At 54.6% G+C, this 13,839-nt stretch carries 6 protein-coding genes; 4 read left to right on the top strand and 2 right to left on the bottom strand.

Annotated features, from left to right (window positions below):
• Positions 1-146 precede the first annotated feature (146 nt).
• On the top strand, positions 147-779 hold the full coding sequence (locus tag JT31_RS02425; protein WP_038472974.1) for a TetR/AcrR family transcriptional regulator: 633 nt from the start codon (positions 147-149) through the stop codon (positions 777-779).
• Positions 780-863: 84 nt separating this feature from the next.
• On the opposite strand, the gene JT31_RS02420 is transcribed toward JT31_RS02425, so the two are convergent.
• Together JT31_RS02420 and JT31_RS02415 are read right to left on the bottom strand one after the other, a co-directional pair.
• Positions 864-9,431 carry a GH36-type glycosyl hydrolase domain-containing protein gene (locus JT31_RS02420; protein ID WP_038472971.1) on the bottom strand — a complete coding sequence of 2,856 codons (8,568 nt, stop codon included), beginning with the start codon at positions 9,429-9,431 and terminating at the stop codon, positions 864-866.
• Between the two features lie 414 nt (positions 9,432-9,845).
• The gene (locus JT31_RS02415) at positions 9,846-10,985 is read right to left on the bottom strand and encodes a DSD1 family PLP-dependent enzyme (protein ID WP_038472968.1); all 1,140 of its coding nucleotides are present in this window, start codon (positions 10,983-10,985) and stop codon (positions 9,846-9,848) included.
• 93 nt (positions 10,986-11,078) lie between these two features.
• On the opposite strand from JT31_RS02415, the gene JT31_RS02410 reads away from it, so the two are divergent.
• The 3 genes from JT31_RS02410 (at position 11,079) to JT31_RS02400 (ending at position 13,834) form a co-directional block, all read left to right on the top strand.
• On the top strand, positions 11,079-11,987 hold the full coding sequence (locus JT31_RS02410) for a LysR family transcriptional regulator (RefSeq protein ID WP_038472966.1): 909 nt from the start codon (positions 11,079-11,081) through the stop codon (positions 11,985-11,987).
• A gap of 175 nt (positions 11,988-12,162) precedes the next feature.
• Positions 12,163-12,753 carry a hypothetical protein gene (locus JT31_RS02405; RefSeq protein ID WP_038472964.1) on the top strand — a complete coding sequence of 197 codons (591 nt, stop codon included), beginning with the start codon at positions 12,163-12,165 and terminating at the stop codon, positions 12,751-12,753.
• A gap of 226 nt (positions 12,754-12,979) precedes the next feature.
• Positions 12,980-13,834 carry an aminoglycoside phosphotransferase family protein gene (locus JT31_RS02400; RefSeq protein ID WP_038472962.1) on the top strand — a complete coding sequence of 285 codons (855 nt, stop codon included), beginning with the start codon at positions 12,980-12,982 and terminating at the stop codon, positions 13,832-13,834.
• Positions 13,835-13,839: the final 5 nt, after the last annotated feature.

Below are 13,839 nucleotides of genomic sequence, written 5' to 3'. Positions count from 1 at the left end.
GCTCGCGCCAGAGCCGTGGCTTAAACTCATGGGAAGTTACATTATGCGAGGGAGTCCTCGCATAACTCAGGATTCTAGAGGATGTCCTCGCATATCTCAATCGATGCATGCGATTAAATGTTAGCGGATGGAAACGAAATACTTTTATGACAAAACCAGCTCTCTTAACGCCCACACCGCCTAAACGCCTGCGTGGCCATCTTCGCGTGGCGGCTATCACCGAAGCGGCAACCCGGCTCTTCGCCGAAAAGGGCTTTGATGCCGTGACTATGACCGAAATCGCCGCCAGCTCCGGCACGGCAATCGGTTCGCTGTATCGGTTTTTCCCGAACAAAGAGTCGCTGGCCGATGCGCTGCTGCTGGAGTACACCCGTGAGGTGATTGACCGGCTGGAGGTGCTGGAGGCCAGCGTGACCGGGGTGGAAATTCCGAAGGCGGCAGACCTGTTCACCCGCTTTGTGCTCTCGCTTCAGTCACAGCGCACCTTTGCCCTCAGGCTGGTGGAAGAGCGCGGCGAGCATCAAGCGGCCCGACTTCAGTTCAGGGATGCCATGCGTGGCGGGTTTTCCAGCGCGCTCCAGATTGTTATCCCTGGTTTATCCGCCGAACGAGCCGGCCTGATGACTATTGTGATTCTGCAAATGCTCAAAGGCGCGGCGGCGGCCAATCTTCAGAATGAAAAGGAGCGTAAGGCGGTGCTCGCCGAGGCGCAGGCGCTGCTGGTTTTATACCTTTCAACGGAACAGGTGAGGCTTAACTCACCTGCGGGCGAGGTATAGCGGCTAATCAATAAAAGAATGCCGATGAACATTTGAACAGCTGCTTCGCTTCACTTCCGCCCATGCGTGTAGCTGAGTTCCACCTCAGCGCTGAATAATATCAACCCGGTGGTTTTGCCCGTCATCAAGTAGCGGAATGTTGTCGTCCGGCAGCGTCACACCGTCAAGGGCAACCTGGTAACCTTCACCATCTCGAGTAATCGTTATCTCATACTTGCTTGATTTGTATTGGTAATTCATAAAAATAGACGGCCAGTGATGCGGCAGCCGAGCGTGAACAGTAAAGGTGGTGGCGTAACATGTAATCCCCAGTAGCTCCTCCGTAAGGAGCCGATATGCCCAGCCAGCGGAACCGGTATACCAGCTCCATCCCGCCCGCCCTGTATGTGGCTTGACGCTATAAACATCCGCGCTCATTACATAAGGTTCCGCTTTATATATGCCGACTGAGGCGGAGTTTCCTGTGTGATTTATCGGACTGATAAGCGACCACAGCCGCCAGGCTCGCTCTGCATTGCCCATTCTGGCAAACGCCATAACTGCCCAGATAGCTCCGTGCGTATATTGCCCGCCGTTTTCCCTCACGCCCGGCAGATAACCCTGGATATAGCCAGGGTTAGGCCCATGGCCGTCGAACGGCGGCGTTAACAGTTTAATCAACCCGGCATCTTCATCCACAAGGTACTTGTCCAGGGCCTGCATGGCTTGCTCGCTGCGTGCCGGACTGGCGGCTCCGGACAGCACCGACCAGCTCTGTGCGATAGCGTCAATTCGGCAGTCCTGTGAGGCTTTAGAGCCAAGAGGGGTGCCCTCGTCAAAATATCCTCGCCGGTACCATTCTCCGTCCCAGGCGGTGGCCTCAAGCTGTTGCTGCAAACGTAGCGCTTGCGTGCGGCACAGTGAAGCAATATCAGCGTCCCGACGCTGCTCTGCAAGGTCCGCGAAGCGCTGTAAAATGTCATACAGGAAGAACCCAAGCCAGACGCTTTCACCTCTGCCTTCAATGCCCACCAGGTTCATGCCGTCATTCCAGTCACCTGCGCCCATTAGCGGCAGGCCATGCGGGCCAAACCGCAGCCCGTGCTTAATGGCTTTTACGCAGTGCAACCACAGCGTTTCTTCGCAGGTGCTGGTCACAGGCCTATCGTACACGGACTCTTCGCCAGGCTGGAGCTGGCGGCCTTCCAGATAAGGGATGCGTTGTTCCAGCACGACGTTATCTCCCGTGGTTGTCACATAGTGGCAGACGGCCAAAGGGAGCCAGAGGTAATCATCCGAACAGCGTGTACGAACGCCGTTGCCGTGAGGAGGGTGCCACCAGTGCTGGACGTCGCCCTCGATAAACTGCCTCGAGGCACACAGTACGATTTGTTCGCGCAGCCGTTCCGGCGCAGCATGACTCAGAGCCAACGTATCCTGCAACTGATCGCGGAAACCAAATGCGCCGCCTGACTGGTAGTAACCGCTGCGCGCCATCAGGCGACAGGCTATGGTCTGGTACAGCAACCAGCCGTTGACCAGTAAATTAACGCCGCTGTCCGGGGTATGGACAACGATTTTATCGAGCACATTGTGCCAGTATCGGTGAACGTTGTTCAGCTCTTCCCGGGCCGTATCTTCATGCAAATAGCGGGTGAGTGTCGCCCGGGCCTGCGTTTGATCCTCGCCAATGCCCAGCACGAAAACAAATGTCTTCTGATCGCCATCGATTAACGTCGCTGCAGATTGCACCGCACCGCAAGGATCCAGGCCGGCACCGGTTTTATCAGACAGCCTGCGCATGTGCATTGCGGCGGGATTTTTCAGGGAGCCATTGCGGCCAATAAACTCGCGGCGATCGCCCGTTAGCGAGCAGTGTGGGCCGGTAACGGCAAAAAATGCGGTTCGTTCTGCACCATTACCGCCGTAAAAGTTATTTGCCATGATGCCGCAAACGCCCGCGAGGCCAGTCGGCTGGGTAACGATATGAAGAGCGGAGCGGGTGCGCGACTCGCCTAACGTCCACTCTACATAACCGGTGACGGAGAGTTTACGAGTGCGTCCTGAGTTGTTACTGAGCGTCAGGATTGCGAGCTTAACCGGGGCCTGCCCGGCGACCAGCACCGTGAGCTCACTGTCTATGCCTTTCTCGCGATGGGCAAATACGCTGTAGCCAAAACCATGGCGGGTCAGATAGTCTCCCTGGCCGCGTATCGGCAGTGGGGTCGGTGACCAGCACGCGCCGGTTTCTTCATCGCGTAGATAAAAAGCTTCGCCGCTGCGGTCGCTGACGGGATCGTTTTCCCACGGGGTCAGGCGATATTCATGCGCATTTTCATACCAGCTGTAGGCTTGCCCTGCCTCTGACAGCACGCTACCAAAGTCTCGGTTTGCCAATACGTTGGACCAGGGGGCGGGCGTAGGCGAATTTTCCCTGAGTACAATTTGGTACTCCCGGCCATCCTGAGAAAAACCACCGAACCCATTGAAATGAAGCAGTTGGCTGGTATCTGGTGACCATGGAGTATGCTGATTCACGCCGGGCGCCATATGCGGAACAAACGCCCTCGGGGCCGTTTTAACAATATGAATACGGCGATCGAGCTGCTCGTTAAGCTCGCCTGCGCGATCGTCCAGATACAGGTGTGCCACGCTCATAAGCAGCAGCTTGTCTTCTGCGGAAAGGTGCTCGGCATTACGGACAAAAATACCGCCCGACTTATCGAGCAGGCTGGCTTCGGACCCGGCATAAATCAGGTCCATAATCTGATTTTGCAACACTTGCTGATAGCCACCGGGGCCGTCATTTAGAATAACCAGGTCTACTGCCAGTCCTTTTAGTCGCCAGTAGCGGTGGGCCTGAATAAGCGTGGTGATGGAGAGAATACTCTCCTCGCTGGTGACGTTGAGCAACACAATCGGCAGATCGCCAGAAATTGTCCACCCCCACAGGCCAGACTGACCGCGTCGGTTACGGCAGAGGATCTGGCCGTCAGCACGCAGTTCCGGGCAGGGGAAAAGCACGGCGCTCGCAAGACGGTTAAACAGTGCGGCATCATCTTCGTTGGCGTTAATTTGCCGTAATACTACCCGACTGTGGGACCACGCCAGCTCAAAAACACGGTCCGCAATACGGCGATCGCGATATTTTTCCAGGAGGGCCAGGCTTTGCTGACGGTTTTCGCTGATACCGTAGATGATATCAACGGTTACCTGCTGCCCTGGCTGCAGAATGATGGACTGCCGGATAGCCAGGATGGGATCAAGTACAGGCCCGGAGGTGTTGCTGAGAGGGCCGTTTTCTTCGGCAGCCAGGGCATTGGCTGCATCCCTGCCGCGCCCGAGGAATTTTGCCCTGTCGGTTTCAAACGAGGCGCTCTTGCGGCTGCCGCCATGCACCACCATCATGTGGAACAGGACCGGGCTTTTTTCGTTCTGAGAGCGCGGTCTGCGATGGCACAAAATGGCGTCCTGCGCGGGAATCAGCTCCGTTTGGATAAACAGATTGCTGAACGCAGGGTGTGCCAGGTCGCTGTCGGCAGGAGCCAATACCACTTCTGCGTAGGTCGTCAGCTCCAGGGTACGTGGCTGACGCCCCCGATGCTGCAGCGTGATCCTCCTTAATTCTATATTGTCTTCGGGTGACACAACCACCTGCGTCCGGACGCCAAGCGTACCGAGGGTTCGTTTAAATTCCGCGCCAGCATCGGTAAAGATCGCTTCATCACCGGCATATGCTTCGTCCTTAGGCTGGCAGGTGTTACTCCATATCTCGCCGGTTTGCGGATCGCTGATATAACAGAACGTTCCCCAGCAGTCGCTTGTGCTATCGCTACGCCAGCGGGTAAGGGCGATGTCGTTCCAACGGCTGTAGCCTCCTCCCGCGGGGGTTATCATCAGGTGATAATGTCCGTTGGATAACAGCTGAACCTCGGGCGCAGGGCCCTCAGCCGCGGTGAAACAGCGGGGTTCATAGCGAACAGGCTTCACTCTGCCTTCGTGGGACTCAAAGTGGCGGCGCGGGCTGTAAAGATCGACTGAATCCGGTACCCGCTCCTGGAGGAGAAGGCTGGCAGAGCGAAAGGCGGGACTGGACATAAAGCGGTCCGCCATCGGGGCATCCAGCAGCACGTGAGCCAGCGCCTGAAACGCCATACCCTGGTGGTGTGCCATCCATGACTGCACCACGGCGTACAGCTGGCCGGTTGCCAGCCGGGACGCGGTATAGTCCAGCGCCTCATAGAAACCGTATTCTCCGCGGGCGCCGTTTTTTTCCAGTGCAGCCAGATTTTCGCAGGCTTTTTGCGGGGAAACCATCAGCGCCAGTAGCGTGGCGTAAGGGGCAATCACCATATCGTCTGCCAGCCCGCGACGCAGGCCCAGGCCGGGAACGCCAAATGCCTGATATTGATAGTTTTGTTGAACATCAAATGCATGATAGCCGGACTCTGACACGCCCCAGGGCACGCCACGCTCTTTTCCCCAGTGGATCTGGCGCATCACTGCCGACTGGCTCATTTTTTCTAGCAGACTGCCGGACCAGGCCGGCATCACCAGATTGGGCATCAGATACTCAAACATTGAGCCGCTCCAGGACATCAACGCGGTATCGTTATCAATGGTGGTGAATAGCCTCCCGAGCGCATACCAGCTTTTAAGCGGGAGCTGGTTAGTGGCGATGGCAACAAAACTGGTCAGGCGAATTTCAGATGGCAGCAGGTCGTACTGGCTTTTATCCAGCGAATTACCGTCGCTGTTGTAGCCGATGCTGAGCTGATTGGTGACTTTGCTATAGAGGAAGGTAAAGTCCATTCGCGCATGCTCGCTCAGCCGCTGTTCAAGCTCGGTGATGATGTCCAGCCGCAGACGTGCCAGGGCGATAGCCGAGGCGGGGGGCGTGCCTTCACCGGCAAATTTCGCACGGGCAAGCCAGTTCAGAGACGGCAGCGTAGGGTCGCTATAACTCTGCGGTAACCAGGCCAGAAGATGTGACCATTCCTGGCAGTGTTGTACGAGCTGGCGCTTTAAATGTTCGAGCCAGCGGAGCACCAGCTTGTTGTCCTGATGATACGACGCAGACAGGTGATTGCTTTGACTGCGCATGTTTTTAAGCTCGGCTAACAGACGCGCCGGTGGCAGTAAGGCCGCGCTCAGGCAGTGCTTACGCAGTAGTCTCAATTCAGTTGGGGCATGCTGGCCCCAGTGTTTTTCAAGAATTCCTAGCGTGTCGTCAAGCCCCGCCAGCAGCCGTGACGCATTTAATACAGGCATATCGCGCAGGGCGGAGAGTCCTTCACGCAGGGTCAGTAAGTGGCCTGCCATATTGCCGCTGTCTACGCTTGAAACATAGCGAGGATTGAGCGGGGCAAGGGTTTGGGTGTCATACCAGTTATACAAATGGCCGCGAAAATGCTCCATCTTATCCAGCGAGTCGAGGGTAAGGGTTATGCGCTGCAGAACATCCCCGGACGGTAGATAACCAAAATCCCAGGCGGTAAGGTTGGCCAGCAATGAGAGGCCAATATTGGTGGGTGAGGTGCGGTGTGCTACTTGCGGCTGTGGAATTTCCTGATAGTTGTCCGGCGGCAGCCAGTTTTCCTCCTCAGTGGCGAAGGTTTCAAAAAAGGCCCAGATTTCACGACTGGTCTGACGTAGCAACAGCGTTTGTTCTTTATTTGCTGAAAATGCCTGGCGTACAGGCTGCCGGCTCATCCAGCTCAGAAGCAGCGGCGCGAGACACCAGGCAATGCTGAGCGGCAGCGAGATGACCGAGAGAGAGGGAGAAAAATGGGCCGTCAGCACCGTTAAGGCCACGCCGCTCGCCAGGTTTAGCCACATGGCACGGTAAAAGCGGATCGGGGAGATTTTTGACGGTTCATTGTCCGGGTTGAAACTGGCCCATTGGTTCAAATTACGCTTGCTGAACCCCAGCCGCCACAGGGTGACTGCAATAGCGTACAGCGAGTACCCGGCCTCATGCGGCAGCGTGACGATACTTAGGCCGCTACGGGAAAGCCGCCTCTGTGCTCCGCCTGCGACCTGCAGCAGGTGCCGGCTTAAAGATCGTTGGGCCGGCTTGGCGATCAGATCCTGGCTAACGACCAATGCCGTTGGCAGTAGCCACGCCAGCGCCAGTACGCCCAGCCAGTACAGAGGATTGGGTACCCATAACAATGTGCAAAACAGCAACGCCAGAAACGAGGGGGCCACCAGACTGCGGCGCAGGTTATCGAATAATTTCCAGTAAGAGAGGGCGGATAATTGGTTTTTATCGCGGGTGCCATCCGCTTTTTTAACATGGAGCTTCAGCCAGTTCAGCAATTGCCAGTCGCCGCGGATCCATCGGGTACGACGCATGACGTCCGACAGATAGTTATTCGGATACTGCTCATACAGCAACACTTCGCTCAGCAGCCCCGAACGGGCATAGCAGCCTTCCAGTAAATCATGGCTGAGTACCAGATTTTCGGGGCAGGTATTTTGTGTGGCTAGCACAAAAATATCGACGTCGTAAATGCCCTTGCCAACGAACGAACCCTCCCCGAACAGATCCTGGTAGATATCTGATGACATCATCGAATAAGGGTTATTACCCGGTATGCTGCTGCACATTGCGGCATAGCGCCCCTGGCCATTGCGAGGCATTTCTTCCGCCAGCCCTGGTTGTAAAATGCCGTAGCCTTTAACCACCCGCTGGCGCTGAGGATCATACTGCGGGCGGTTCAGCGGGTGACTCATCGTGGCGACCAGCTTATGCGCCGTGTCACGGGGCAGGAGTGTGTCGCTGTCCAGCGTAATGACATATTTGACGCTCTCCGGTAGCAGGTGGGCAGGCATACCGGCCACGCTGGAGAATTGTGCATCGGGGTGGCGTAACCAACTGTTCAGCAACGCCAGCTTGCCTCGTTTGCGCTCATAGCCCATCCACACCTTTTGCTGCGGGTTCCACTCCGGCGCCCGGTGAAGCAAATAAAAGCGTGGGCGGCTGGCCGGATAGCGCCGGTTGAGATCCGCTATCTGTGAGCGAGCAAGCTCAAGGAAGGCTGCGTTTTCCGGCGAGTCTTCATGCGTCGAATCTGCAAAGTCGGTCAACAGGGCAAAGCAGAGGTTTTCGCTGGGATTACCGATCTGGCAAACCTCCAGGCTGGTCACGAGTTTGCTGATGCCTTGCCGACTGGTCAACAGGCAGGGAATAACGACCATGGTCGCCGAATCCGCAGGGATCCCGGCAGAATAATCCATTCGCGGTAGCGGCCGGGGCGTACGAAAGCGGGTAGTCATTTCACTGAGCAGGTCACTCATTACCTGGCTTACCGCGACGATAAGCGGTGCGGCCAGCGGTATCAGTAGCCAACCTGTTCCCTGTTCTGAGGTCTGGTACAAAATTTCGGCCACCGCCGCGGTGGTCAATAAACTCAGGCTGCCAAGCCACGAAAGCAGAGGGATTTGGGTGAAGCTATGCCGTAGGCGGATGAGGAGTGAGGTATCTGCAGACAGTTGTCTTTCAAGGTGCTGTCGGCCTTCACCCACCAGATAGTAGCCAATATGATGGCCTGACATGTTGGCCGAAGCCTGGCGGGACAGGTCAAGTACAAGCTGAGCGACTTCCTGTTCGCTGAAACGGCTATCCCTGGCGAGGATCTCAACCACATGGCGATAATTGTCGCGGGTATCAAAATGCATCAGGGGATAGATAGCGGCGGGATCCTGGCGCAGGGTCTGTTCCACGATGCTCATGGTCTCGGCAAAATCCTCCCAGTTGGTTTCGCTGAGTAAACGCAAACCGGCAATACTGTTGCTGACAGAGAGCTGACTGGCGGCAAGCTGCTGATTAAAGTTATGGATCAAAATATCGGGAGTGACACCTTGTGCGGCAAGTCGTTGCTCAATCCAGCTCAGGGGCAGCGCCAGCATATTGCCGTGTCCCTGCAGGCGACGTACCAGCTCGGCGACAAAGGCGCTGCTCAGCGGCGGCTGGGAACGCGCCATGTCGGCAACAACCATGATCACGTCCGCAGGAGCATTCTCTGCACACTCGAAGATTTTGCTTACCCAACTGTCGGCCAGGTTGCGTTCCTGCTGGGCTTTTACCACATCGATACTTACCCGGCGGAGGTTCTCAATTAAGGCCAGCCTAAGCATGCCGGGTAACGCCCAGATCTCTCCAAGCGTAAGGGGCGTTTCCTGCTGGTAGGCAGTGATATAGCCGGTCAGGCTGGCTGTGTCCCAGCGCCCATCTCCGTGGGCAATGGCTTCGGCGGCGATATCATAAATACGCGGGCAATGATGCGGCGGAGCCAGCGCCGGTAGCCCTTTACCAAAGTTATTCGGCAGATGCTGGCGTACGATGCGGATCTGTTCCTCAATCAGATAGTAATTGTCCAGCAGCCACTCTCCGGCGGGCATTACGCTGGCTTTTTTCCCGGCATTTAGCAGATAGCAGTTTTGCGTAATGATTGTCTCATTGTCGCCAAGCCGTTTAAGCAGGTAGTAAGGCTGTCTGTCAGGAGATAACTTATGTGAACGGGCTAGCTTCTGCCCGTAGCGCTCCATTTGCGGCGTGGAAAAAAGTTCGGATTCAACCGTAGGGTCGTTGGCCGGGAACGGGACGAGGCCGGCTGCTGGTGGCTGGGCACGGGTGCGGCTAAGCCACGCCTTAGGATTCATTTTCATAGGTTTGCTCTGATGCGACGTAAACGCGCAGGAGCAGTTGCGAAATCAGTTCAGAAACGTTCTCTCAGGATGGGCGTGAGGCATCAGGGATTTTACAGCTGCTGTATCAATCTTTAAGTATAGAACACGAATTTTGTAATAAAACGAGCCTGAAGATCAGCGAGGCGCGACAAATAAGGACTTACATCCAGGGCAAAGCATGGCCTGCTTCAAACGAATTTTTGAACGGGTTGCGTAGATTTAAAGCCGCATACAGGGCAGGTTACCGTAGCTGTTGACGACCCCCCGGCGAGGAGCTTCATTGCGTAATCGATAAAAGACATGATGATCAACCTTTCAATGAATGTTTTCTATCCTACCACGTGTGATTAAAAAGTGCGCAGGCCATCGCATTGTCAATGGCCTGCCGTCACTTTACCAGCCGACGATCCGCTGCCAGACCTCGTGCCCCTGACCATCGTCGCTCAAAACCTGATATTGCAGATGCATAGCGGCGGTGGCACACGCGTGGTTGGGCAGAATACGTACCCGGCTGCCGACGGGGAAATTCTCGACGGTAAAGGCAGCGTTTGGCGGCAGGGCAATAATCCCGTGTTCCTGGTTGGTGGTGGTAACCAGCAGGTTTTCGTAGTGATCGCCGCTCAGGCTGCACACCAGCCCATAGCCGTAGTCCTGGCTTTGGCCTGCCGTACCCCTGTCACGGGAAAGCGCCATCCATCCGGCATCGATAAATACCCAGCCTTTTTCTTTATTGTGCCCGATAACCGTGGTGACGATGCTAATCGCAATATCCTCCAGGCGGCAGACGCCGACGTTTTTCATCACCAGGTCGAAGGTGGTAAACACCCCGGCTCTGACTTCGGTTATGCCGGAAAGATCGTCCGCAAAGTGTGCGGTCGGCGTCGCGCCAACGCTTAATATCGGGCAGGCGTAACCGTGTGCTCGTAGGCGGTCACCGGCGGTTTTGATCGCGGCGCATTCGGCTCTGGCGGCGGCTAAAATAGCTTCGTCGGTGCGGCAGCTATAGGATTCCCCGGCGTGAGCCAGCAGCCCGGTCAGCGTTGAACCACTTGCCTCAATTAGGCGGGCCAGCGTCAAAAGTTCGTCGCTGTGCGGCGGCAAACCGCCGCGATGACCGTCGCAGTCAACTTCAATAAATACCGAAAATTTGAGGCCATGCTCTTTGCCAAATGCGGCTATGGCGTCGGCCTGCGGCTCGCTGTCGAGCAGAATATGCAGGTTCACGCCTTTAGCCATCAGCGCCGCAACGCGAGCAAGTTTATGGGGGGCGATGCCGACGGCGTAGAGCAGATTGGTGTAGCCCGCGGCGGCAAATGCCTCAGCCTCGGCAAGCGTCGAAACCGTGGACGGAGAATCGCCTTGTGCAAGCAGATAGCTGGCGGCCTCAATAGAGCGCAGCGTTTTCAGATGCGGCCGGACCACGCTTCCTAAGGCGTGAATGCGGGAGTAAAGCCGCTCAATATTGCGCAGGTATTTGCTTTTCTCGATCAGCAAAAAAGGGGTATCAAGGGTGGTCATCCAGTTAGCGGGCATAGGGTGTCTCCTGTCGTGGGAAAGGCCATGTTGCCATCCGGCTGATTAGGTATAAATTAATATAAAAGCAATGAATGATTAGGTTTCAAGTTAATGATAAGCAGCGACGATCTCTCTTTCTTCCGCACCATCGCCACCCACAGCACGCTGGCCGCCGCCGCAAGGGCGCTGAACGTCACGCCACCCTCGGTCACCCAGCGGCTTCGCGGGCTGGAGCGCAAGCTTGGCGTCGATCTTATTCTGCGCCCCTCGCGGCAGGTATCGCTCACCGATGAAGGCTCGCTGCTGCTAAGCCGGGCGGAGAAAATTCTTGCCGAGCTGGCTGGCCTGCAGTCGACGCTGGACGACAGGCGGCAGCAGGTAAGAGGCAAACTGCGCGTGCTGGCTCCGCTGGGGTTTGGCAACGATTATATTGCTCCACTGCTGGGGGAATATGCCGCGCAGCATGAAAACCTCGAAATAGAGCTGACGCTGTCCGATGACCCGCACTGGGCGACGCTGCACAAATGGGATCTGGTGATTTTCATCGGTGAGCTGCGCGACTCAAGTATGCACTGCATTAAGCTTGCGCCGAACCAACGCTTTATCTGCGCTTCCCCGGAATACCTGAACCGAAAAGGTACGCCGCTGACGCCGGAACAGCTTGTAGATCACGACTGTATTGCGCTGCGGGAAAACAGCGAAGACGTCACGCTGTGGCGTTTCTCCGGTCCACAAGGGGACTGCCCGCAGCGTATTTCGCCAAAGCTGGCAAGCAATGAGGGACGGGTGGTAAAAGAGTGGGCGCTGGCGGGCAGGGGAATCATCATGCGCTCCGAGTGGGACGTGCTGCCGCAAATTCACCGCGGCGAGCTGGTGAGACTGCTGCCGGAATATACGCTGCCGGATGCCGACATCGTGGCGCTGAGCGGCGCCTCACAGGCAGAAAGAAGTCCAAGGGCGCAGAAGTTTATCGAGCTGCTTAAGGCTCGGATTGCGGGGAGGCCATGGGATGAGTCTTAATATTAGTAGATCAAAAAGTGAATCGTTAAGTCGAGTGAAATGGCATAATTCACCGTCGGTTAAAGTAACTGTAATTTGAATCAGAAGTTTCAAGCCGTATCATTATTTAGGGATTTAAACTGCACTATAGTTTGGCATGGTAAATACAGTTTTACAATTTAATAAGGAGCGTGTAATGAGTGATAACGCAATTAAAGAAGTATCATGGTGGGAAAAGCATGTCGAGTATACTTTCATCTTAAGAGCCTTTAGAGACTGTGCGCTTAACCTTGTATCTCCTTTGGCAGGGCCTACAGAGTCTATTTCTGATGCGGTTGTTGGTAAGGATAGTAAATATTTTATAATTGAATTCAAAAAAACACTCGATCATTTCAAAGATGAATACAAGAAGTTTTTACTTGGTAAGCAAGGTCTTGATAACGCAGCGAAGGCATTTCTGAACGACCCGCGCGCTAAATTTCACTTTATTATTGGTGGTGAATTAAATAATGGGAAATTATTGACCTTACGATGCGCAAGATATTTTGAGGTTGAAACATCACTAGAATTATCGAGTGGCTTATTTGAAACAGGAATGACAAAAGATGAACTTGTAAAATATGCAGAAGACTTTACAGCTTTTAAGATTGATGACGAAGGTGGTAGTAATGGTACGGGCTATTTTCAACGACACGTTTTAGCGGTTGGAGATGGTAACACTTGCTCAGTCATCCCATTATCATTCTATTACAAACCTGAACTTAAAAAGAAGCTTAAGTTAAAATAACTCGTATATAAGTAAATCTTTCTCTTTAAGATTTGACTTCAAATTTAATTAGACACTAACTGTCAGAGCGCGAAAGCCCTGGTAGGAAGAGGGCAAATCAAACGTAACTCAGAAGGCATCAGGTTATGGTTAACCCATTAATACGAAGTTTGGTGGTTTCCTCGTCCTGTCGGACAATAAACACTAAACCGTCAAAGTTGCGCAGTGAGCGATAAAAGGACGAATCATGGATAAAGACAAATTAACCTCTTGGATAAATCGCTGGGATCTTATTCCGGACGGTACTCCTTTTAAAACTCATACGTCACAGTTAGTTCTGGTTAAAACCGCAGCTCATGGTATAGAAGCCATGCTGAAAGTTACGGATGACCGGGATGAACAAGCGGGTAACTCACTGATGGTATGGTGGGAAGGTGATGGTGCAGCACAGGTTATTGCCCATGAAAATGAAGCCATTCTCCTCGGCCGGGCCACAGGCCCCGCGTCATTAGCCATAATGTCCAGAGAAGGTCAGGATCTCGAAGCTTGCCGTATTTTATGTGCCACGGCAAACAGGCTGCATCGCGTTCGGCAAAAGCCTTTGCCCCAGTTGCCTTCGCTGGATGATTGGTTTTCTCCGCTAAAAGCAGTGGCGCAGCAGCGGGACGGCTTGCTGGCATTTTGTTCAGATATCTCGCAAGAACTGCTCACCTCTCCACAGGATGTTGTGGCCTTGCATGGTGATTTACACCACGGCAATGTGCTTGATTTTGCATCCTCGGGCTGGCTGGCGATCGATCCTAAAGGAGTCATAGGGGAGCGGGGATTCGATTTTGCTAATATTTTTACTAATCCGGATCTTGATAATCCCGTACCGGAAGTCGCTACTGTTCCGGAGATATTCAGGCGCAGGTTGCGTAACGTTAGCGAGATGGCAAAATTGGACAGGGAACGTCTGCTCAAATGGATCATTGCCTGGTGCGGACTGTCTGCGGTGTGGTCACTTGAAAGTGAAAACAATAACCCCACCGCATTGTGCGTTGCTAAGTTAGCGATAGAAGAATTACGGCCCGCGCTGCGTGGCAATGTCGACAAGCTCTAAGGACT

The organism is Cedecea neteri (genome assembly GCF_000757825.1).
In the GTDB taxonomy this organism is placed as follows: domain Bacteria; phylum Pseudomonadota; class Gammaproteobacteria; order Enterobacterales; family Enterobacteriaceae; genus Cedecea; species Cedecea selenatireducens.
Note: the sequence above shows the minus strand (reverse complement) of the source record. Positions and strands in the feature narration are given on the sequence as shown.

What these genes read in the sequence shown, in the direction of transcription:
- JT31_RS02425 (WP_038472974.1), top strand. Translation starts at nt 147, where the DNA reads ATGACAAAACCAGCTCTCTTAACGCCCACACCGCCTAAACGCCTGCGT.
- JT31_RS02420 (WP_038472971.1), bottom strand. Translation starts at nt 9,431, where the DNA reads ATGAAAATGAATCCTAAGGCGTGGCTTAGCCGCACCCGTGCCCAGCCA.
- JT31_RS02415 (WP_038472968.1), bottom strand. Translation starts at nt 10,985, where the DNA reads ATGCCCGCTAACTGGATGACCACCCTTGATACCCCTTTTTTGCTGATC.
- JT31_RS02410 (WP_038472966.1), top strand. Translation starts at nt 11,079, where the DNA reads ATGATAAGCAGCGACGATCTCTCTTTCTTCCGCACCATCGCCACCCAC.
- JT31_RS02405 (WP_038472964.1), top strand. Translation starts at nt 12,163, where the DNA reads ATGAGTGATAACGCAATTAAAGAAGTATCATGGTGGGAAAAGCATGTC.
- JT31_RS02400 (WP_038472962.1), top strand. Translation starts at nt 12,980, where the DNA reads ATGGATAAAGACAAATTAACCTCTTGGATAAATCGCTGGGATCTTATT.